Here is a 20,398-nt window from a genome sequence, read left to right on the forward strand (position 1 = left end):
GGCCGAAGAAATCGCCTTGGCTTCCGCTTCCGGTCCCATGGCAACGCCTTCGATGCGAATTACCTCGACATCGGTCATACCGAGAAAGCCGAGTGCTGTCTTCAGATAAGGGGTCGCATGGTCGAAGGCAGCGGCTGGACCATCCGAATAAACACCGCCGGATGCGATCACTACATATACTTTCTTACCAGTTACAAGACCTTTCGGGCCCTCGGCGCCATAGCTGAACGTCCTGCCGGCGCGAGCAATATGGTCGATCCAGGCCTTAAGCGTCGACGAGATGTTGAAGTTGATCATGCCAGTAGAGATGACGACGGCATCAGCAGCGAAGAGTTCGTCTACAACTGCGTCGGATACGCCGACAACATTTTGTTGTTGGACAGAACGGGACTCGACGGGTGTGTAGATGCCCGAAGCGTAGTCAGCATCAATATGGGGAAGCGGGTTGCTCGCGAGGTCGCGGGTAACGATCTTCGCACCAGGCGTTTTCGCTTGCAGCTTATTGGCGAGTTCTGTTGCGACGCGTGTGGAATGGGAAGCAGAGCCGCGTGGGCTCGATGTAACAAGAAGTATGGAAGACATAGCCTAAGTTCCTTCAATTGGGAGGTCGTCTCGAAAAGAAACGATCAATGAGGGTAATTTGGTTCTCGACATCCATTTAGAAAACTGGGAAAATATCGATCTAATCCATCGAATTGATAGATATGTTGTGGCCATGCAACCCAACCCAACACTAGATCAGCTTCAAGTATTCGTTGCCGTCGCCGAGACAGGGAGTTTTTCGGCAGCAGCGCGACGGCTTAATCGTTCGCAGTCCGTCGTCAGTTATACGATCGCCAATCTGGAGGGGCAGTTGGAGCTGCAACTTTTTGACCGAAGTGGAACCCGGGAACCGCGGCTTACAGAAGGTGGAAAAGCCATGCTCGAGGATGCGCGACGCATGGTTTCGGTCTTGCAAAGCCTGCGCGCGCGGGTCGAGGGACTGAAGCAGGGGCTCGAGTCAGAAGTGGCGGTTGCCGTCGACGTCACGCTGCCTTCGCCCGTTCTGACGGCAGTACTCAAGTCGTTCCAACTGCAGTTCCCAACCGTGAGCTTGCGCCTGCACGTGGGTGCACTTGGTATGGTCTGGGATCTCGTGCTGAAAAAGCAGGCCGATTTCGGCATTGGGGGCCCGCCGTTAGTAGCCTATGACCAGCTTGTATCCGTAAAAGTCGGGGAAACTGCGATGACACCAGTTGCAGCGCCCGATCACCCTCTCGCTCTTTACGAGGGGCCGGTGCCTCTTTCCTTCATACGCGACCACGTGCAACTCGTTGTCACCGATTTGAGCGAACAAACGAAGGGCCGGGATTTCGGCGTATTCGCCTATAAAACATGGCGGTTGACCGACGTTGGAACGAAGCACGAATTGATGCTGGCGGGCCTGGGCTGGGGTGGTCTGGCAAAATGGATGGTCAAGGACGATCTCGCCGAAGGGAGGCTCGTACATCTCGACCTCGAACCTTATCCGGATGCTTCCTATCCCTTGCTGGCGCTCTATCCGGTAGACAGCCCTCTCGGACCGGCAGCCACTTGGCTGGTTGACCGCTTCAAGCAGGAATTGGCTAAGTTCGAATGATCGGTTTCAATCATTGACAAATGTCATGACGTCATGTTGTTTGGCATTATGTGGTACGAAACAGATATTATAGAAGGCCGGACGCCAATGTGGTCGCAGATTGCAGAGCGACTGCGACGGGCAATTGAGGACGGCACCTTCAGGCCGGGCCAGGCGCTGCCGGGTGAGGCGGAACTCAACCGCCGTTTCGGCGTGAGTCGGACGACCTCGCGTGCGGCGCTCGACTTTCTGGAGGCGGAAGGATTGATAAGCCGTAAGTCGGGTCGCGGCTCGATTGTCATTGAGCCGCGCATCGAACGAACCCTAAATCGTCTTTCATCTTTTTCCGAGGACATGGGGGTGAGGGGCCTGAAGCCCAGTTATCGAACACGGTCACTGAAACTTACGCTGGCGAGTGAATTCGTGGCGACGGAGTTGAGAATTGCCGTTAATTCTCCAGTACTCGAGATAGATCGCATCTTGCTGGCGGATGAAAGTCCCATGGCGACATCGCTGACCTACCTGGCTCCTGTGGCATTCGAACGGTCCGGACTGCCCACGGTCACTGCTCTGGACAACGGATCACTTTATGGCTGGCTCAAAGAGGCTGCAGGCGTCGCATTGACCGGCGGCCATGAACGAATCGAAGGGGCCATTGCCGATGCCACTACCGCTAGGAGCCTCGGACTAAAACAACCGGCCGCGGTTCTGGTTTGCCATCGCATGTCGTGGAATTCGGCAAGGCAGCCCGTCGAATATGTCGTCCTGCACTATCGGGCGGATCGATACAGCTTCCAGGTTGGTCTCGCCCGTTCATAACAACGACGGAACGTCCCCCGCTTTAACCGCATGTAGAAAGCATCACCATGACCTCGCAACCCAAGTCCATCTATCGCGCCAAGCCGAACGCCATCCAGGAAATCTTCGCCCGGCGCAAGACCGTTATCGGCGTGATTCATTCGCTGCCGCTGCCGGGTTCTCCGAACTATGATGGAGAGCCAATGGAGGATATTGTCGCTTTCGCCGTGGCGGAAGCCGGGCGCTACAAAGTTGGCGGTGTGGATGGTCTGATTGTCGAGAACCACGGCGATATCCCTTTTGCCAAGCCGGATCGCCTTGGTCCGGAAACCGCTGCTGCCATGGCAGTCATGACCGATGCTGTTCGCCGTCATAGCGGCCTGCCCATCGGCGTCAATGTTCTCGCCAACGGGGCGGTTCAGGCGCTGGCGGTGGCCAAGGCTGCCGGTGCAGCGTTCGTTCGCGTCAACCAATGGTCGAATGCCTATGTCGCCAATGAAGGTCTGATGGACGGACCTGCAGGCGAGGCGGCGCGCTATCGGGCCTGGTTGCGCGCTAAATCCGTCCGCATCTTTGCCGATGTGCACGTGAAGCACGGCGCTCATGCTATTACTGGCGACCGCACCATCACTGAACTCGCGCGCGACAATGAGTTTTTCGATGCCGACGTGGCCATAGCCACCGGCCAGCGCACGGGCGATAGCGCCACAATGGATGAACTGCAGACTATAGCGTCCGGTACGTCGCTGCCTGTTGCCGTTGGTTCCGGTGTCACACCGGATAATGTAGGCGACATTTTTACTGTTGCTGACGCGGTGATTGTTGCAAGTTATCTCAAACATGAGGGCGCTTGGTGGAACCCGGTCGATCCGGATCGGCTGCAGGTCTTCATGCAAGCTGTCGAGAAAGCGCGGAGCTGACGTCGTGGGCCAAGTGCTCGTTCTCGGCAATGCGGGCCTCGATTTAACGCTCCAGGTGCCGCGCTTGCCGGAAAAAGGTGAAACGCTGCTCGGTGACAGCGCCAATAGCGCGCCCGGTGGGAAAGGGCTCAACCAGGCAGTTGCCGCCGCGCGTACCGGCGCGCAGGTCGTCTTCCATACTGCCATCGGACGCGACTCACAAGGCGCAGAAATTGGAGCAGCCTTGGCGGCAGAAGGCATGACGGAACTCGAACTGCACCAGGCTCCTTATTCGAGTGATTTCTCACTTCTGATGGTGTTGCCGGACGGTGAAAATAGCATTGTAAGTATGGGAAGTTGTGCCGCTGCACTGACCGAGGAAACGGCAGAAATCTTCTCTGCGAAGGCGAATGCGGCCGACGTTGTACTGCTGCAAGGCAATCTTACACAGGCTAGTACCCTGGCCGCTCTCGCGACCGCAACTGCCCGCGGCGCAACAACATTATTCAATCCTGCGCCGCTATGGTGGGACGTCGGGCCGCTCTTGCCGTTGTGCGATATTGTTGTCACAAATCGCGGCGAGGCAGAGGCCATCACGGGCATTTCTCAACCGCCTGAAGCCGCCGCAGCCCTGTGCCGGCTCGGTGCGTCCATTGCGATCATCACTCTTGGAGCAGGCGGGTGCCTTACATCCGATAGCGACGGAACGATCTGCCACTACCCAGCCTCACAAATTCGTGCAATTGACACGACTGGTTGCGGCGACACTTTTTGCGGAGTGTTTGCAGCGATGCTTGCGATGGGTTTGGGCCAGGAGACCGCCATCAACCTCGCTCAAAGCGCCGCTGCACTGACTGCACAACGTCGGGGTGCGTTTATGGCTCTGCCCAGCCGCGACGAACTCGCAGTGCTGGTAGCACGTTATAAAAGTCTCGAGAAGTGAAGGGATGGTGCTGCTGGGGAGGATTGAACTCCCGACCTCGTCATTACCAATGATGTGCTTGTGCCCAACGGGGAGGCCCCTTTTCCCCATGAAAAGCCTTATCCCACGGGGCTTGGAGGTTCCATATAAAATCATATAGTGATATATGATGGACAAGGGCTTATGCCCAATTGTGCCCAAAAATGGAACCCGACATGACCAGACGCATCAAGCTCACCGTCCTCAATATCAAAACCCTCGGCCCCGGCGATTACCCCGATGCCACCTTTCCCGGCCTGACATTCCGTGTCGGCAAAAACCGTCGCACATGGACGCTGCGCCATTGGGTAGGCGGAGCGCAGCGCCGCGAGAAACTGGGCTATTATCATCCCGACGCACCGGATGCCCCGAACAACATGGGGCTAGTCGAGGCGCGCAATGCGGCGCGGAAGATATCGGAACGGATCGACAGCGGTGCGCCAACCATCGTGGAGCCGGTGGTCCACCCCCGGCAGGAACTGACGCTGGGCAAACTCATCGACAAGTACGAAAAAATGCGCCGCAAGGAGGGGCCGGTCAGCACGGCGATGGAGAATGGCTGGTCGGCCATCCGGCGCTTCCTCAAAGACTATTTGAGTTTGCCGGCCAAGTCGTTCTCCAAGGCCAATCTGCGCGCGGTACGCGATGAGGTCAGCGAGAAAAAACCATCCGCCGCCAATCGGTTTCTCGGCGCGCTGGGGCCGGTTTTCACGTGGGCCGCACAGGAAGATTTGATCGAAGTCAACTTCGTCCGCGATATCAGGAAGTCCAAGGAAACGGCGCGAGATCGCGTCCTGACCCACGACGAGATCGGTTCCATCTGGCATGCCTGCGACAGGCTGGAAGGTCCATCGTCGGTGGCCTTCGGTCGGTTGGTAAGGTTCGCCTTACTGACGGCGCAACGCCGCGATGAGTGCGCCGATCTGCGGCATGGCGATATCCTGAACGCGACTTGGAGGCAGTCGAAGAACAAGGCGAACCGGCCACACGCCATTCCATTGCCAGCGTTGGCAATCGAACTGGTCGGGACGGGCGAGGCGCGGGACATCGTGTTTGCGGGTCGGACGGGCCGCATGTCGGGCTGGTCGAAAATGAAGCCCGAGCTTGACCGGCAGTCTGGCGTCACCGGCTGGACGCTCCACGACTTGCGGCGCACGGCGGCGAGCGGCTTGCAGGATCTCGACATCGACGAGCAGGTCATCAAATCCATCCTGAACCATGCGATACCGGGGGTGTCTGCCCGCTACATGCGCAGCACCTTGGAGCCGCAAAAAGGGGCCGCTTTAGCGCTTTGGGCCGATGCCATCGCCGCTATTGTCGCGGCAAAGCAAAGTTCATCCACAGTGAACTAATACCAAGAATAGACCGATAGTTAACCGGTAGGGAATTTAAGTTCATAAGTAGTGTTCATTTAGTTCACAGTTTTGGTGGATGTACAAAGAGCACATAAAGTGCAACAATACTCCATATTGCTTAATGATGGAGGAGCATCGTGCCAAACACCGACGACGACCCCGACGACCTCTATGATTTCTATACCATCAGCGACTTGCTCAAACGAAACATCATCACCGACCGATCCGAGCTGCCGGACCTGATCGCGAACCGGGGCTTTCCTGCCGGTCTGAAGTTCAATGACAATTTGCAGGCTCGACGGATTTTCGCGAAGGTCTTGGTGAACAAATGGCTCGATAAAAACCTGCGGCCTCCACCCGTCTACCCACCGGCAGCGGTACCGAAAGGGACAAAATCCGAACGAGTGGAGCCATAAAGAAAACCCGCCGCGATGGTGCGCGACGGGCCGGGAAACCTCAAGACTTCAACGTCTTAAAAATACGGTTCCCATCTCATTGCGTCAAGCGGCACCCGAAAGCGAGGTTGCCATGACGATGTTTGTTGCATTTCCTTGGAGGAGCGTAATCTGCGGGTGCTGCGGCGAGAGTTTCAATGCCCGCCGCATCGGCATGCGAGTGACGCGAAGCATGATTCCGCTCGATGTCCCGATGCCGTTGGCGGGGTTGCTGCCACTGCCGATCCCGGCCTACGCCGAGGGCAGTTCGCTGACCATCGAACAGCACGCCGAGAAATATCTCATTCCCACCCTCAAGGAGCTTGGTTTGTCGCTGGAAGACAAACGTGATGCCGACGATGCCATGCGCGAGGACGGCGAAGAAGTCACACGCCGCCAGATCGAGGCGGCGATGGACAGGATGAGGGCGCAAGCGAAGATCCCGGTCGATCTCGACTTGCTGATGAAAGATGCCACGATTGCCGGGATCATCAACGAGATCGATACGGCTGACACCTTCGTCAGTCTCGCGGAGCAGCGGGTCCGCTTCGATCAATCCGCACGGTCGTGGTTCGTGTGGAATGGCACCTTCTGGCGGAAGGATGAAACCCGCCTTGTCTACGAAGCCTTCAAGCGACTGGCGCAAAACATCACCAGCGGCGAGGACAAGGCGCGGATAATCAGGGACATCCGACGAGCCGGATTTGCCAGCAACGTCGAAACCCTTGCTCGCACCGACAAAAGGATATCATGCACGGCAGCGAACTGGGACCGCGACCCCGATCTGCTCGGCACTCCCGGCGGAACCGTCAACCTCCGGACCGGCCGCATTTTCACGCCGCGTCCGACTGATCTGATCAGCAAACAGACTGCGGTAGCGCCCGACCGTCGTCCGCCGAACCAGTGGCTGGACTTCCTCATCGAAGCGACAGGCGGCGATGCCGGGATGATTACATTCCTCAAGCGATGGTTCGGCTATTCATTGACAGGTTGCACCAGCGAGGAAGCACTCGTCTTCATCTTCGGTCCCGGTGGAAACGGCAAGGGTGTGCTGCTCAGCACCATCGTCTCCCTCGCTGGCGATTATGCCCGAACCGCTCCGATGGCGGTCTTCACGTCCAGCGATTTTGAACGGCACAGCACCGATCTGGCCATGCTGGCAGGGGCGCGGCTCGTAACGGCACAGGAGACTAAGGCAGGGCATAAGTGGGACGAGGAACGGATCAAGGTTTTAACCGGCAGAGACGCTGTGACAGCCCGCTTCATGTACAAGGATAATTTCACCTTCCAGCCTCAGTTCACCCTGACGATGTCGGGCAACCATGCGCCAAGCCTAGAGAACGTGGACGAGGCCATTCGTCGGCGCGTCAACATTATCCCGTTCATCCACAAACCGGCCAAGGTTGATCCCGATCTCAAGGACCGGCTCATCGAACAGGAAGGGCCGCAAATCTTGGGCTGGCTGATCGATGGGGCGCGAGAATGGTATGCGCATGGTTTGACACGGCCAGCGTCCGTCATCGCAGCCACCGAAAGCTATTTCGCCGAACAGGACACGCTGGGGCAGTTCATCATCGAAATGTGCGAGGTCGGCTCTACCGAGAGGGACACCCTCGTCAATCTGCACAAGGCTTACATGGAGTGGAGCGGAGACCGGAAAATCACCGGAAGGGCGCTGGCTGGCAAGCTCCAAAAAGACCCTCGGTTCGCCAAATACAAGGACCGCTACGGCGTCTATTTCACCGGCCTGAAATTCTACCTGACGCAGGCGGTGTGACGGAATGACGATTGTGACGCACTTTCCGCAACTTTCCTCTTACCCGCGCGCGTACGTAGCGACTTTGCAAAAGTGCGTCACGAACGTCACATCGTCACAGGAAAGTTCAATGATTTCTCGCGCGCGCGAGGCAAGACAGAACATCGTGAAAGAAACCTCTCCAAAAGTTCACCGAGAGCGAATTTCGCTCCGAGTGCCGGGGTCTTCGCTACTCTCCTCCTTACGAGGACCATCATGCGCGCTCCCGTGCCTGCCACCCTCATCGAAAACAGGAGGAGACAGATGGTTTATCGACCTAGTACAATAAAACGCCACCGCGCCACAAAGGCCGAAACCGGGCTGCGGCGCGCAGAGATTTACACGATAGTCAAGCGCGGTGCGCCGATGACCGTGCGGCAGACGTTCTATCAGTGCACGGTCCACGGCATCGTCGACAAGACGGAGAACGGCTACCGGCAGGTTCAGTACGACCTCACGGAGATGCGCAAGTCTGGGTGGTTGCCTTACGACTGGCTTGCCGACTTCACAAGATGGGAACGCAAACCGCTCACTTATAACGACGTGGAGGAAGCGCTTCGGGAAACGGCCAGGCTTTACCGGAAGAGCCTGTGGCGCGACGCCGATTGCTATGTCGAGGTTTGGCTTGAGAAGGATGCACTGGCTGGCGTCGTCTATCCAATCACCGGCATGTTCGACGTGCCGCTGATGTCGGCGCGGGGCTATGCAAGTCTGTCCTTCCTGCACACAAGCGGCACATATATCGCCGGACTCGACGTGCCAGCCTTCATCTACCATCTGGGCGACTTTGACCCGTCCGGTCAGGATGCGGCACGGGCGACTGAGACATCGTTGAGGGGATTCGCGCCTGACGCGGAAATCAATTTCACAAGGCTGGCGGTGACGGAGCGTCAGATCAAGGAATGGGCGCTGCCGACCCGACCGACCAAGAAGTCAGACAGTCGAGCGAAGAACTTCGGCGATATCTCGGTCGAGCTGGATGCTATCGATCCGCAGATGCTTCGCGACCTGGTCGAGGACGCCATTCTTCAACATCTGCCGCGCGATCAATTCGATATCCTGAAGACCGCCGAGAAAAGCGAGAGAGAGACACTCTCCGGCATGTTTGGATTGACGGGCCGTCCATGAGGCTCCGGTGTTTGCTGCCGTCTGGCAATGTGTCTCCCTAAAGACGTTGCCTTGGCATCCTTGATTGTGCCACAACCATAGGTGGAGGAGCGGATGAGTTCAGCAGAGAGTCTTGCATTCAACAGATCAGTTCTCGCTATGCGATCGGCGATTGACAGAATGACTGCTTCCGTCCCTAAGCCTGTAGTAGTTCAAACAGTTGTAGGACCAAATTATCGATATCTGGAAGCGGACGTCGGCCAAGCGCTGGTGTTGAAATCTGTCCGTATTCTCAGCGCTCTTCTTGCTGGGAGGACATTGCTGGAGGCCGGCTTTTTTTTAGATGCCGGCGCGTCGATGAGAATCTTGGATGAGGCTGGCTCTGACATCCTATTCTTGGCTGGTCCGATCATATTCCGCACTGCCCCGGAGAAGAGTCACGAGCAATATCTGAAAGAATTTTTTCAGGAAGAATTCGATCACTCTGACCCCCTAAAGTCGACACAGAAGAGGCACCGCGTTAACCGCGGAAAAATCAGAGCGTATGTGGCTCGGACCTATCAAGGCGGGATGAACGTAAGCGACATTGTCTCGGTAACGGAGACAATTGATAGCACCTTTTCGGGATACGTTCATGGTGCTGCTGTGCATACACTGGACGCTTACGATGGGCGTGGTTTCCGTGTGCCTATGGCGAAGGGCGATCATCCGCTGGAGACAATAAGGGACCAATTTAGCCAATATACTTCGAGGGCGTTATCGGCGATTGCAACAGCTGCCAAGGCATTGGGCGATGAAGACCTCTTCTCTAATTTGTATCAGCTTGATCGCGAACTATACGACGAATATGGCAGTGTTCACTCCGATGCGGTGGCACGGTCGGGCCCGCGGAGCGATCTGTGACTTCTTTCACGCTCGATATGAATTGTCTGATTGCCATCGAAAACGATGAGCCTGAGAAAGCTGATGTCCTTGCTTTGATTGAGCAAGCAAACGCAGGAAACATCGATCTTGCCATGGTTGCATCCGGTGCGTCTGAGAGACAGCCTGGCGGAGGCTATCTACATACTATTTCAGATTTCGAAGCCCGCATGACTGCGCTTGGGTTCCAATCGATAGAATTGCTCAAACCAATAGGAAAATTGGACATCAGTTTTTGGGGCCATGCGATATATCCGAGTGACGAAATGCTGGCGAGGGAAACGAGTATATTCGAGGCATTGTTCCCACAGCACTCTGCGTCTTGGCCACAATACGCTGCCGCCAATGGAGCTGATGCCAATGACCTATCGTCAGTAGCTGGAAGACGCTGGAAGAACATGCTGTGCGACGCTCAGGCATTTTGGGCGCACTTGTATTACGTTAGAGACCATTTTGTTACCAGTGACGACAATTTTCGGAGAAAGCTCGTTTTGATCGGCATGATCCCAGCCGATTCTATCCTGACTCCTCGACAAGCCGTTGGAAAAATCTAACCTGCAAAAGCGCTTCGTCAGTCGCAGCGGTGAGAGCTTTCGGAGTTTGCCTATGTATTTGAAGAGGGGAAAGTCTGAACTGATAGATTGAATATGCAGGCGCAGCAATTGACGCGGGTGGGATACGAAATGAATAGAAAGCAGTTTATTCAGTCGCATGGGGCCAGTTGCAAAAATTGGACGTGGAGTTGGTCATTCGTCAATCACGATGATCGCTTTGTAATTTTTGGCGTATGGGAGGGGGAAGATACGAGTAAGTTTCGTCTCGTCCTGCATAACGATTGGGAGATTAGCGCGAAGGGTATCAAGCAGCCCGGCTATTCTCAGGCAGTCGAGCATATCAGGCTAGTTGAGGATGAGGGATATGCTCTCCGCACGTTCTCGATGCGCGGAGTCAAACGGTTCCCAGAACAAGGCGACCTTTCCCCGTCTGCAATTGAAGATTTTACCCCCGAATTAGAGAATGTGCGGTTGGTTGCCTTACCTCGCGCCTGGTATGTCGCTGCTGAAGTTGGAATGTATGACACCATACCCGAGGTGCTTGAAGGTGTTGAGGAACAGGAGGTTTTCCCAGAGGGTGCTAAAACGACGGTTCTTGTGAATGCTTATGAGCGGAATCGAGAAGCCCGAAACCGTTGTCTAAAACACTACGGCTGTCGTTGCCGCGTCTGCGATATGCATTTTGGCGAACGATATGGCGAGCTTGGTGCAAACTATATCCACGTGCATCATATTGTATCGATCTCGAAGATCGGGAAGGAATACAAAGTTGATCCGATCAACGATCTGATTCCTGTCTGCCCCAATTGCCACGCCATGTTGCATCGAACCAGTGATACGCTGTCCGTCGACGCGCTGCGAGAAATACTCGCTGTTCAACAGTCCAACTCCCACAAATGAAAGTGCTTCCTGCTCCTGTCTACGGAATGCCCGTTAAGGCCGATTTCCGGGTGCGTCAGCGCATTCTCGGGTCTGGCCTATGGTCCGCAGCCCATAGCGGGCGAAGCGCCTGAATGTGTGCTGCGTACGCAAAACTGAATTTTACATGTCGGGTGTCTATGGGGTGGTCGCCTTTGGCTGGTACGGGGCGGTTACGGCTGGTGGGTGCTCGGCCTTATATTTGAAATACCCCTGCGACGAGCCCATCGCATAACTGATGCCAGAACCCAGACCGCCTATCGAGACGATTATGCACGCTGCCACGAAAGTGCGCGCCACCCATTCGCGGGGTGCGATTCTGTCATTCGCGAAGGTGGTCATGAAGTGCTTAACAGCCTCAGCGTTTTCTATCCTCGCAATAGCCCTTAGCGTTTTTTCGGCGGTACTATTGATAGCAAGGTTGACCAGACTGAAGCCAGCCATCCCTGCACCGGCCCCAAACGCAAAATAGGTAAGGATCTCACTGGCGACATCGGCAAACCTCCCCTCGGCGAGAACGGTGTTAAATGCGATGGCGAGGCCGGCCGTGTTGGCCGTCATTAAATAGAAGAACAATTTGCTAATCCAGTTCGCCTGGTGCGACATCGTTTCCGCCATGGCTTTGACGCGCGACAGTTCGAACTCGCGATCGCCGTGCTGGTCTGGTGCTGGATTGTTCATTTGGTTCCCCGGGCTTGCTACGCGATTGTCCGATGATTCGGTATGCGCTGTAAATTTCATCGCCAAGTTTCACTGCCCGATTTGATCGCCCGCCACCGCCAGAACAACAAAGGGCGTTCACCCATACCCTCCACGCCCGCAGGATCGTCGTTAAGGTCTTTTTAGCCGGTGTCAGCGCATTCTCGGCCTTGGTCTATGTTGTATCAGCGCACCGGGCGCGAGGTCACTGAATCACCACCAAGATCTCCATCTGTCATTTCGCAATGGCTGAGCGTTATATAGGCCAAAATATATCTATAACATCGGGCCGGGAATGGTCAGGATGAGTCCGGAATAGGTCAGGAATAGGCCAAAACGCCCCGCCAAAAAGCAATTCCGGCAGAAAAATTCTCCAAATAACGGCGAGACGGGTGGCCGCTGGAAACGCTACCGGACTTAACACACCGCCCCCCACGTATCGCCTCCGGTGAGAATTAGCGGTGGTAGCGCCTTCTCGCGCGTTGCTTCACTGCAAGTTGCTGCAACACGCTACCATCCAAGCAGTACTGTATGAAGCTCTCTCGCGTGATGGGAGCGATCACAACGGGTCCTATTCCTCGATACAGCATCAACTGCCAAAGGACACGTTTATGAAGCTGGAACCCTGCGATGCGGAACTCCTCGTCTCCAAAGTCGATAAACACATCGCATTGGAGACGAGCCCAACGTTGGAATATTCCAGCGGCTCTTGGCGGAGGAAGCAGGTACAAAGGGTTGAACTGCAGTACTCCCTCGGCCACAGCCTCGCGAAAGGCGCCAAGATCACGCTTGAAGCGCATGCCGTCCACGACCCAGACCATGGTTTCATAGAAGTTCTCGCGGGAGAGCCGCTCGTCTGGATGGATGGGCGAGTGCTGGAGTTCAATCACCAATCCCTTATCGGTCCTAACATCCGCGATATGACGTTCGCCGTCATCGGCGATGTGTGGGAACTCCTGCCAATCCTGCGGAAATAAAGCCTTCCACGCGCGATGCCATTCGGTCTCCGGCTCCGACCAGCGATCACATTCGAGTTTCCCGAGATGAGACCAGTGCCAAATCCGCTGCCGACCACACTTGGCGACCACTTCGCCGTCGCAGTTCGGACAAGTTCCACGGAGCTTTGGTTCTGCTTCTTGACGGAACCCATTTACCGATGCGTATTTCATTTCTGCTACCCCTTCATCGATTTGTGAAAGGGTTGCTGTAGATTGGGCGGAGGTAAAGGCTTGCTGAGCAGAATTCTCCGCCCGCTGTCACAAAATGCATATATGAGTTATTGCGCATTTAGGATGTGGAGTGTTGCGCATTTACATCGCGATTCGTCTCTGGAAGCTTGGACACTCCTTGGCAATTAAATCACTTGTTCCACCTGGATCAGATGAGACACCAGCGCGCCTCAATGCAGCTCTTCCCGCTTGCCGATCCGCAGCGCCAGCGACAGTTCGTCCGGATCGTTCTCCTGCAACCAGAGCGCCAGCGCATCCAGCACCTTTGGCTTTTCGACCATGAACGTGGCCATCGCCGCATCGATGCTGTCTGCGATCTGGTCGGGTGTCATGCCTGCTGCCGTCATGTCGCGCCTCAGACGACGCACGGAATCATGCATCAAATCATTGATCGTCCGACTGGCGTGGCGCAGCGCCTGCTGCTTGCTGATCATCGCGGGACACCTCTCTTGACCGATAGGCTCCATGACTTGCTGCTGCCGGGGCGGCTGCTGGTCGTCTCGTTGCAATACCACATCGAGCCGTGATCGGTGACCAATGCACCGGGATCGTAGGTGCCATCCGTCCAGACGCCGCAGTAGTGCGGTTCGGGTCTGGATCGCAGTTCCTTCACCTCGGCTTGCAGCGGGGCCAATCGTTTGGTGATGTACGCCTCGACGCTGTTGAAGATCGCGTCGGCTGTCTTCTCGATGTCCATCGGCTCAACCTCCCACGCCGGTCAAATACGCCGTCGCACCGACCTTGCCGACAGACCAATTCGCCCCTTGTTCGCAGCGAATGGCCACCAAGTTCCGCTGCCATAACGAGACGGTGGCCGGTGCCGTTGGCGCTGGTGCGCTATCCATGACAAGCGTGCCTTGCTGCGAGGCATCGACCCGCAGCGCGTCCTCGCCGTAACTGACCTGAGCCGCATCGATCAGACCGACGACACCGAGGGGAACGCTGGGATCGGTCACGACCGCAAAGCCCGACAATGTGCCGCCGCGCACGTCCAGTCCCGGCTGGTCCGCGCCGGTCATGCCAGCCGCAGTCTTGCCATTCAAAATGATGCTGGCCGACTCGGCATTGCCCTCGAACAGACCGAGCAAAGCGCCCAAGTCATCCTTCCAGACGCCTGTCGCCGGGATCGTCGGCGCATTGTGGAGGACACTGGCCGGTTTGACATCCTCCGTGCCGGCATTGGCCGGATCGATGAATGCCTTGTTCAGTTCGAGGACGAGCGCATTGACGAGCGCATCCCTCAACCACGTCTCTGCAACCGGATTCGCGGACCTGAGCAATTCATTCGACACGACGCTCAACGCGGCGATTTTCAGCGGCGGCAGTTCATCGGCGGCGAAGGCCATTTCACTTACCGGCTTTGGCAAGGTCTGGCCAACCCATGCCGCGACAGCGGGGCCGATCTGCGTGATCAGTCGGGTCAACAACGGAACTCTTACCAGACCGCCGATGCGGCCCGGAATCGATCGCTCCGAAACAATGGCGAGAAAACTCGCCACGGTGCTGGAGTAATCCGCCAGCTGCGATCCCCAGTCGCTCGATGGCAGCGTGCTACCGGCATCGCTTGCAGCTTTGGTGATACGGGCAATAGGCGACATCGGACCGTAAGTCTCGGCGCTATAGGCGGCAGCGCCTTCGAGACTGCCCTTGTTCAATGCCAGTGCCTTGACGTAGCGCGTGAACATGAGGCCGCGAGGCAAGGTGGAGATGGCGTTCATGGTGCGATCCTTTGCTGATATTCCAGGGTGGAACATCAAGCACCTCGATCTGGATCACCGCCAGTCGGGTTCAGTCGGGTTTTGGCAAACCAGGAATTCGCTGATGACATCGAGGGAATATTCGACCCGATTGCCAAGCCGCCGGAACGCCAGCGGACAATGCTGCTGCCGCCAGTTCCGCAGCGTATGCGCCGAGCGATTGACCAGCCGCGCCGCATCGGCCTCGCGCACATAGCCGTCGCCGGAAATCGGAATGTTACGGTCGCGACATGATTCGCGAAGAACATCGACGGGATTAGGTGAAGAAATGTCGGTGGTGTCATTTCTCCGCTGCAACTCCATCACGGCCAATTCAAGTTCCTCCATCCGCCTCAGAAGCGACTGGAAAGCGCTCTGAGAGATGTTTACAGACGCTTCTGGCTCTTCCCGCAGGAAACTATAGGCCGAAGCCTTCGCGCTCATGGGATACAGTCCATCGATGAAAGGAGGCCAATATCCGCCGATGGCGCGAAGTTGTCTACCGTGCCCAAATCTGTGCCCAAAAAGCAAAGTGGAGGCGCACCTACTTTGATCGGTTTTACTGAAGTGCCGGAATTCATTGGGAGAAGATGGTGCTGCTGGGGAGGATTGAACTCCCGACCTCGTCATTACCAATGACGCGCTCTACCACTGAGCTACAACAGCGTTTCGATGTCCCATGCGGATCGCAACCATGCCTCGTTTCCCGTATACCACCTCGCAGCGAAGTGCTCTACCCGAGTTGCAGCCGATTTGCGAACGCGGCGGACTTCTGCCATATCATTGCTGAAATCGCAAGCAAGCAATCGTAATCTCTTTGCCAAATTATGTGTGTGTGTGGCGAAAGCGATGGTTCGTTGGGAGTAAAATGGCATGAAACTCATTCGGAATATATGAGACACGATATGACTTCGCCGTCGAAAAACCCGAATTCCGAACAAACTGACCGCGAGAAGCGACGGTCCGAACAGTTGCGGGCAAACCTGGCACGCCGAAAACAGCAATCGCGCTCGCGCCGGGCAGGTAACGCCGATGAACGCGACGAGGGCATTGTTGCCGCAACCGAAAAGCCTTCCGATTCTTCCCAAGAGGAATCATAAAGGCCCAAAAAAGGGTCATAAGCCTTTCTTGAACCATTTCGTGTGATGGTTTACAGCAACCGGCTCTGCAAAGAGTCTCAACGACAGGACGGGTAGTTTCCCGCGAAAGTGACACAATATGGATCGCATCAAGATTGTTGGTGGTAACAAGCTCAATGGCGTCATACCAATTTCGGGCGCCAAGAACGCGGCCCTGCCATTGATGATCGCGTCGCTTCTGACGGATGATACGCTGACGCTGGAAAACGTTCCTCATCTCGCCGACGTTGAACAACTAATCCGTATTCTCGGCAATCATGGTGTCGATTATTCTGTCAATGGACGCCGCGAACGCCAGGACGGCGCCTATTCACGCACCATCCATTTCACCGCGCGCAATATTGTCGATACGACGGCGCCCTATGAGCTGGTTTCCAAGATGCGTGCAAGTTTCTGGGTTATTGGCCCGCTTCTTGCGCGGATGGGGGTTGCTACGGTCTCGCTGCCAGGCGGCTGTGCCATAGGCACGCGTCCTGTGGATCTGTTCATCGATGGCCTGCGCGCGCTGGGCGCCGATATCGAGATCGAGAATGGTTACGTCAAGGCCAGTGCGAAGGGCGGTCTTGTCGGTACCCGCTACGTTTTCCCGAAAGTTTCGGTTGGCGCGACCCATGTATTGATGATGGCCGCGACTCTGGCCAAAGGCGAGACGGTCCTCGAAAACGCTGCGCAGGAACCGGAGGTTGTCAATCTGGCCGACTGTCTCAATGCTATGGGGGCGAAGGTCAGCGGTGCCGGTACGCCGACAATCACCATTGAAGGTGTCGTGAGCCTTTCCGGAGCGCGCGTTCGCGTCATTCCAGATCGAATTGAGACCGGAACTTATGCCATGGCGGTAGCCATGACCGGCGGGGACGTCATCCTCGAAGGCGCTGATGCCAGTTTGCTCAGCGCTGCCTTGACCACGCTCGGTCAGGCTGGGGCGGAAATCTCCGAAACAAATTCAGGCTTGCGTGTTGTCCGCAATGGCCATGGTATCATGCCGGTCGATGTGACGACTCAGCCGTTCCCAGGGTTCCCGACGGATCTTCAAGCGCAGTTCATGGGCTTGATGACCAAGGCGAAAGGTACGTCCTACATCACGGAGACGATCTTCGAAAATCGCTTCATGCACGTGCAGGAGCTGGCGCGGCTTGGCGCCAAGATTTCACTATCGGGCCAGACGGCTAAGATCGAAGGTGTCGAACGGCTGAAGGGCGCGCCCGTGATGGCGACCGATTTGCGGGCCTCGGTCTCGCTGGTCATTGCTGGACTTGCCGCTGAGGGCGAGACAGTCGTCAATCGCGTCTACCATCTCGATCGCGGTTTTGAACGTCTCGAGGAAAAGCTGACGCGCTGCGGCGCGGTTGTCGAACGTATCAGTGACTGATCCTACTTTCGTAGCGTCAACACAGATTCTACGCAGCGCATAATTCCATTTCCCTACACTTTCCTCTAACAGGAAAGATGTCGTGGTGCCGGATCGGCATCGCGATCTCGCTCAATTTTGCAAAGGGAAGACATGGACACGCTCAAACTCATCGCGCTTGATGAGGAAGATCTGCAGATCCTTTCGGCGCATCTGCAGGATTCTGTGTTGAAAGTTGATGACGTTGAATATCTGGCTGCTGAAAAGAAACTTGTTCTCGGCGTGAATCGATTCGTCTGGGAACAGGCTGTCGATGGCAAGCGCCGCCGTACCTTTGAACGTCGCCGCACAGCATTGCTTTTCGATCGGGTGCGCAACGTCAAGGCCACTGGCATTGATCGCCGGCACGGGGACGATATCTTGTCGCTTCTTGCAATCCATTTCATCGTTTCGGACGCACCTTCGGGTATTGTCGAGTTGACCTTCGCCGCCAACAAGGCGCTGAGGCTGGAAGTGGAAGCCATCGAGGCCCAGTTGACCGATCTCGGTCCTGCTTGGGAAACCACGTTCAAACCGGAACACGAAATCTGAGGAGTGATTAGCGTGGCATTTGTGCTGAGACAGTCCGAACCCGATTTTGAATCGCGGTTTTCTGCGTTTCTCGTGACCAAGCGTGAGGTTTCTGAGGACGTGGACCGCGCTGTTGCCGATATAATTCATCGCGTCCGCACAGAGGGCGATGCCGCACTGATTGATTATTCGCAGCGCTTCGACCGGATCGATCTTGTGCAACACGGCATCGCGATCACCTCGGCCGAGATCGACGCAGCCGTGGCTTCTGCGCCTGTACAAACGGTCGAAGCGCTGAAATTGGCGCGCAATCGGATTCATTCGCACCACGCGCGGCAGATGCCGCAGGACGATCGTTACACGGACGCGCTGGGTGTAGAACTCGGTTCGCGTTGGACGGCAGTCGAATCGGTCGGGCTTTATGTTCCGGGCGGCACGGCGAGTTATCCAAGTTCTGTGCTTATGAATGCTGTTCCGGCGCAGGTCGCCGGCGTCGAACGTATCGTCATGGTTGTGCCGTCGCCAGAGGGCAAGCTCAATCCGCTCGTGCTGGTTGCAGCGCGGCTTGCCGGCGTTTCCGAGATTTACCGCGTTGGTGGCGCGCAGGCCATTGCGGCGCTCGCTTATGGCACTGAAACGATTGCACCGGTCGCCAAGATCATAGGTCCCGGCAATGCCTATGTGGCAGCCGCCAAGCGCCGCGTGTTCGGCAAGGTCGGCATCGACATGATTGCGGGTCCGTCGGAAGTTTTGATCCTGGCGGACAGCGACAATGATCCCGACTGGATCGCGGCCGACCTTTTGGCGCAGGCCGAGCATGACAGCGCCGCGCAGTCGATCCTGATCACGGACGACGAGGCCTTGGGCAACGCAGTTATCGCCGCCGTGGAACGCCAGCTACTGACATTGCCACGAGCGGAGGCCGCAAGCGCAAGCTGGCGCGATTACGGCGCTGTTATTCTGGTATCCGACCTGTTGTCGGCGCTACCGCTCGTTAACCGGATCGCTGCCGAGCATCTCGAGATCGCGACTGCCGATCCCGAAATACTGCTGGCAGGCGTTCGCAACGCCGGGGCGATCTTCCTTGGACGTTACACACCAGAGGTGATCGGCGACTATGTGGGTGGCTCAAATCACGTTTTGCCCACCGCACGGTCGGCGCGATTTTCTTCCGGCCTTTCGGTACTTGACTATGTGAAGCGAACCTCCATCCTGAAATTGGGTGTGGAGCAGCTGCGCGCCTTGGGTCCGGCAGCGATCGAACTTGCGCGTGCAGAGGGCCTTGATGCCCATGGCAATTCCGTTGCAATCCGGTTGAACCTGTAGGGAAATAATGACAGCGACGGACATGGCGCGACTGATTGATGTGGAGCTGGACGAGACGATCGGCCGTTCTACGCCGGATGTCGAGCACGAGCGTGCTGTCGCCATTTTCGATCTAATCGAAGAGAACAGTTTTCGCCCGGTGGGCGATGAGGGGAGCGGTCCCTATCGGCTTAAGATATCACTGGTGGAATCCCGGCTGATATTCGCCATCGCACGCGAAAATGGCGATGAAGTCGTCACGCATATCCTGTCGCTGACACCGTTGCGCAAGGTCGTGAAGGACTATTTCATGATCTGCGAGAGCTATTATGAGGCCATCCGCGCTTCCAGCCCAAGCAAGATCGAAGCTATTGATATGGGTAGGCGCGGATTGCATAACGAGGGTTCGCAGGCATTGATGGACCGTTTAAATGGCAAGGTCGAGGTGGATTTCGACACCGCCCGCCGCCTTTTCACGTTGGTATGTGTGCTGCATTGGCGGGGCTAGACGAACCAATGACTATCGGAGCGGAAAAGCTGCCTGACGACCAGGAACCCGCAAAAGCGGTGGTGCCGAGTGCGGTCTTGTTCATTTGTGGCCTGAATTCGATCCGATCACCGATAGCGGAAGCACTCGCACGCAGTCTGCTGCCATCGAGGATCTATATCGCCTCGGCAGGCGTCGAGAAAGGCGAGCCCGATCCTTTTGTGGACGCGGTTCTGGAGGAGGTCGGATTAAAACGAATCTCTGCGCAGCCGCGCACTTTCAAAGAGCTGGAAGATGATTATTTCGATTTGATCATTACATTGTCGCCCAAGGCCCACCATATGGCACTCGAACTAACCCGCACAACGTCTGTACATGTGGAATATTGGCCGACACCCGATCCTACCTTGGTGCGGGGCCGTCGCAATCAGATAATGGACGCTTATCGTGATGTTCGGGAAAATCTGAAACGTCACATTCTGGAGCGTTTCGGCAGAACCGGCTGAACCGGCTGACAGCATCATAATTGTATCGAACTCCCTTGTT

The 20,398-nt window shown here is 56.4% G+C and carries 24 protein-coding genes and 1 tRNA gene; 17 read left to right on the forward strand and 8 right to left on the reverse strand.

Translation table 11 applies throughout. From position 1 onward, the window contains the following. On the reverse strand, positions 1–582 hold a 582-nt coding region (locus tag LB462_RS20705), incomplete at its 3' end, for an FMN-dependent NADH-azoreductase (RefSeq protein ID WP_224511932.1). Between the two features lie 133 nt (positions 583–715). On the opposite strand from LB462_RS20705, the gene LB462_RS20710 reads away from it, so the two are divergent. The 11 genes from LB462_RS20710 to LB462_RS20760 all read left to right on the forward strand — a co-directional run bounded on the left by LB462_RS20710 (position 716) and on the right by LB462_RS20760 (position 11,321). Further along, on the forward strand, positions 716–1,618 hold the full coding sequence (locus tag LB462_RS20710; protein ID WP_224511934.1) for a LysR family transcriptional regulator: 903 nt from the start codon (positions 716–718) through the stop codon (positions 1,616–1,618). Positions 1,619–1,705: 87 nt separating this feature from the next. Next, positions 1,706–2,416, forward strand: coding sequence for a GntR family transcriptional regulator (locus tag LB462_RS20715; RefSeq protein WP_224511936.1), 711 nt, complete (start codon positions 1,706–1,708; stop codon positions 2,414–2,416). Positions 2,417–2,463: 47 nt separating this feature from the next. Continuing rightward, the gene (locus LB462_RS20720) at positions 2,464–3,315 is read left to right on the forward strand and encodes a BtpA/SgcQ family protein (RefSeq protein WP_224511939.1); all 852 of its coding nucleotides are present in this window, start codon (positions 2,464–2,466) and stop codon (positions 3,313–3,315) included. A 4-nt stretch (positions 3,316–3,319) separates the two neighbouring features. Continuing rightward, a complete protein-coding gene (locus LB462_RS20725) occupies positions 3,320–4,237 on the forward strand; it encodes a ribokinase (protein ID WP_224511952.1) in 918 nt (305 codons plus the stop codon). Between the two features lie 194 nt (positions 4,238–4,431). Further along, the gene (locus tag LB462_RS20730) at positions 4,432–5,607 is read left to right on the forward strand and encodes a tyrosine-type recombinase/integrase (protein WP_224511953.1); all 1,176 of its coding nucleotides are present in this window, start codon (positions 4,432–4,434) and stop codon (positions 5,605–5,607) included. Positions 5,608–5,747: 140 nt separating this feature from the next. Beyond that, positions 5,748–6,026, forward strand: a complete 279-nt coding sequence (locus LB462_RS20735) for a hypothetical protein (RefSeq protein ID WP_224511955.1) — start codon at positions 5,748–5,750, stop codon at positions 6,024–6,026. A 112-nt stretch (positions 6,027–6,138) separates the two neighbouring features. After that, on the forward strand, positions 6,139–7,821 hold the full coding sequence (locus LB462_RS20740) for a phage/plasmid primase, P4 family (protein ID WP_224511957.1): 1,683 nt from the start codon (positions 6,139–6,141) through the stop codon (positions 7,819–7,821). Positions 7,822–8,103: 282 nt separating this feature from the next. Continuing rightward, positions 8,104–8,967 (forward strand): hypothetical protein, encoded by an 864-nt coding sequence (locus tag LB462_RS20745; RefSeq protein ID WP_224511959.1) that lies wholly within the window; start codon positions 8,104–8,106, stop codon positions 8,965–8,967. Between the two features lie 93 nt (positions 8,968–9,060). Beyond that, complete coding sequence (locus LB462_RS20750) at positions 9,061–9,849, forward strand: hypothetical protein (RefSeq protein ID WP_224511962.1); 789 nt, start codon at positions 9,061–9,063, stop codon at positions 9,847–9,849. Beyond that, a complete protein-coding gene (locus LB462_RS20755; RefSeq protein WP_224511963.1) occupies positions 9,846–10,421 on the forward strand; it encodes a hypothetical protein in 576 nt (191 codons plus the stop codon). Before LB462_RS20750 ends, LB462_RS20755 begins: the two co-directional genes overlap by 4 nt. A 129-nt stretch (positions 10,422–10,550) precedes the next feature. Continuing rightward, positions 10,551–11,321: an HNH endonuclease gene (locus LB462_RS20760; protein WP_224511965.1), complete on the forward strand. Its 771-nt coding sequence runs from the start codon at positions 10,551–10,553 to the stop codon at positions 11,319–11,321. Positions 11,322–11,477: 156 nt separating this feature from the next. Here the strand turns inward: LB462_RS20760 and LB462_RS20765 are convergent, their stop codons facing one another. The 7 genes from LB462_RS20765 to LB462_RS20795 form a co-directional block, all read right to left on the reverse strand. Then, positions 11,478–12,020, reverse strand: coding sequence for a hypothetical protein (locus LB462_RS20765; protein WP_224511967.1), 543 nt, complete (start codon positions 12,018–12,020; stop codon positions 11,478–11,480). A gap of 473 nt (positions 12,021–12,493) precedes the next feature. Further along, the gene (locus tag LB462_RS20770) at positions 12,494–13,207 is read right to left on the reverse strand and encodes a competence protein CoiA (protein ID WP_224511969.1); all 714 of its coding nucleotides are present in this window, start codon (positions 13,205–13,207) and stop codon (positions 12,494–12,496) included. Between the two features lie 230 nt (positions 13,208–13,437). Beyond that, positions 13,438–13,701: a hypothetical protein gene (locus tag LB462_RS20775; RefSeq protein WP_224511971.1), complete on the reverse strand. Its 264-nt coding sequence runs from the start codon at positions 13,699–13,701 to the stop codon at positions 13,438–13,440. After that, the gene (locus tag LB462_RS20780) at positions 13,698–13,964 is read right to left on the reverse strand and encodes a hypothetical protein (RefSeq protein WP_224511973.1); all 267 of its coding nucleotides are present in this window, start codon (positions 13,962–13,964) and stop codon (positions 13,698–13,700) included. The genes LB462_RS20775 and LB462_RS20780 overlap by 4 nt, the downstream gene beginning before the upstream one ends. Positions 13,965–13,968: 4 nt before the next feature. Next, positions 13,969–14,985: a phage major capsid protein gene (locus LB462_RS20785; RefSeq protein WP_224511975.1), complete on the reverse strand. Its 1,017-nt coding sequence runs from the start codon at positions 14,983–14,985 to the stop codon at positions 13,969–13,971. A 54-nt stretch (positions 14,986–15,039) separates the two neighbouring features. Next, on the reverse strand, positions 15,040–15,447 hold the full coding sequence (locus tag LB462_RS20790) for a hypothetical protein (protein ID WP_224511977.1): 408 nt from the start codon (positions 15,445–15,447) through the stop codon (positions 15,040–15,042). 147 nt (positions 15,448–15,594) lie between these two features. After that, a tRNA-Thr gene (locus LB462_RS20795) sits at positions 15,595–15,669 on the reverse strand. A gap of 239 nt (positions 15,670–15,908) precedes the next feature. Between LB462_RS20795 and LB462_RS20800 the strand changes: the two genes are divergently transcribed. From LB462_RS20800 to LB462_RS20825, 6 genes are all read left to right on the forward strand, one after another. Beyond that, the gene (locus tag LB462_RS20800) at positions 15,909–16,103 is read left to right on the forward strand and encodes a hypothetical protein (RefSeq protein WP_224511979.1); all 195 of its coding nucleotides are present in this window, start codon (positions 15,909–15,911) and stop codon (positions 16,101–16,103) included. Positions 16,104–16,221: 118 nt separating this feature from the next. Beyond that, positions 16,222–17,511, forward strand: coding sequence for a UDP-N-acetylglucosamine 1-carboxyvinyltransferase (gene murA / locus LB462_RS20805; protein ID WP_224511981.1), 1,290 nt, complete (start codon positions 16,222–16,224; stop codon positions 17,509–17,511). A gap of 132 nt (positions 17,512–17,643) precedes the next feature. Then, a complete protein-coding gene (locus tag LB462_RS20810; RefSeq protein ID WP_224511983.1) occupies positions 17,644–18,081 on the forward strand; it encodes a DUF2948 family protein in 438 nt (145 codons plus the stop codon). 12 nt (positions 18,082–18,093) lie between these two features. Further along, complete coding sequence (hisD, locus tag LB462_RS20815; protein ID WP_224511985.1) at positions 18,094–19,386, forward strand: histidinol dehydrogenase; 1,293 nt, start codon at positions 18,094–18,096, stop codon at positions 19,384–19,386. Between the two features lie 7 nt (positions 19,387–19,393). Beyond that, entirely contained in the window at positions 19,394–19,873 is a 480-nt protein-coding gene (locus tag LB462_RS20820; protein WP_112526258.1) for a UPF0262 family protein, read from the forward strand. Positions 19,874–19,881: 8 nt separating this feature from the next. Further along, positions 19,882–20,358 carry an arsenate-mycothiol transferase ArsC gene (locus LB462_RS20825; protein WP_224511987.1) on the forward strand — a complete coding sequence of 159 codons (477 nt, stop codon included), beginning with the start codon at positions 19,882–19,884 and terminating at the stop codon, positions 20,356–20,358. Positions 20,359–20,398: the final 40 nt, after the last annotated feature.

Origin of the sequence: Phyllobacterium chamaecytisi (assembly GCF_020164455.1) — a bacterium.
GTDB classification, from domain to species: Bacteria; Pseudomonadota; Alphaproteobacteria; order Rhizobiales; family Rhizobiaceae; genus Phyllobacterium; species Phyllobacterium chamaecytisi.

Coding starts and splice junctions, on each gene's coding strand:
- LB462_RS20710 (WP_224511934.1), top strand. CDS start 716: ATGCAACCCAACCCAACACTAGATCAGCTTCAAGTATTCGTTGCCGTC.
- LB462_RS20715 (WP_224511936.1), top strand. CDS start 1,706: ATGTGGTCGCAGATTGCAGAGCGACTGCGACGGGCAATTGAGGACGGC.
- LB462_RS20720 (WP_224511939.1), top strand. CDS start 2,464: ATGACCTCGCAACCCAAGTCCATCTATCGCGCCAAGCCGAACGCCATC.
- LB462_RS20730 (WP_224511953.1), top strand. CDS start 4,432: ATGACCAGACGCATCAAGCTCACCGTCCTCAATATCAAAACCCTCGGC.
- LB462_RS20740 (WP_224511957.1), top strand. CDS start 6,139: ATGACGATGTTTGTTGCATTTCCTTGGAGGAGCGTAATCTGCGGGTGC.
- LB462_RS20745 (WP_224511959.1), top strand. CDS start 8,104: ATGGTTTATCGACCTAGTACAATAAAACGCCACCGCGCCACAAAGGCC.
- LB462_RS20750 (WP_224511962.1), top strand. CDS start 9,061: ATGAGTTCAGCAGAGAGTCTTGCATTCAACAGATCAGTTCTCGCTATG.
- LB462_RS20760 (WP_224511965.1), top strand. CDS start 10,551: ATGAATAGAAAGCAGTTTATTCAGTCGCATGGGGCCAGTTGCAAAAAT.
- LB462_RS20765 (WP_224511967.1), bottom strand. CDS start 12,020: ATGAACAATCCAGCACCAGACCAGCACGGCGATCGCGAGTTCGAACTG.
- LB462_RS20770 (WP_224511969.1), bottom strand. CDS start 13,207: ATGAAATACGCATCGGTAAATGGGTTCCGTCAAGAAGCAGAACCAAAG.
- LB462_RS20775 (WP_224511971.1), bottom strand. CDS start 13,701: ATGATCAGCAAGCAGCAGGCGCTGCGCCACGCCAGTCGGACGATCAAT.
- LB462_RS20780 (WP_224511973.1), bottom strand. CDS start 13,964: ATGGACATCGAGAAGACAGCCGACGCGATCTTCAACAGCGTCGAGGCG.
- LB462_RS20785 (WP_224511975.1), bottom strand. CDS start 14,985: ATGAACGCCATCTCCACCTTGCCTCGCGGCCTCATGTTCACGCGCTAC.
- LB462_RS20790 (WP_224511977.1), bottom strand. CDS start 15,447: ATGAGCGCGAAGGCTTCGGCCTATAGTTTCCTGCGGGAAGAGCCAGAA.
- LB462_RS20800 (WP_224511979.1), top strand. CDS start 15,909: ATGACTTCGCCGTCGAAAAACCCGAATTCCGAACAAACTGACCGCGAG.
- murA (WP_224511981.1), top strand. CDS start 16,222: ATGGATCGCATCAAGATTGTTGGTGGTAACAAGCTCAATGGCGTCATA.
- LB462_RS20810 (WP_224511983.1), top strand. CDS start 17,644: ATGGACACGCTCAAACTCATCGCGCTTGATGAGGAAGATCTGCAGATC.
- LB462_RS20820 (WP_112526258.1), top strand. CDS start 19,394: ATGACAGCGACGGACATGGCGCGACTGATTGATGTGGAGCTGGACGAG.
- LB462_RS20825 (WP_224511987.1), top strand. CDS start 19,882: ATGACTATCGGAGCGGAAAAGCTGCCTGACGACCAGGAACCCGCAAAA.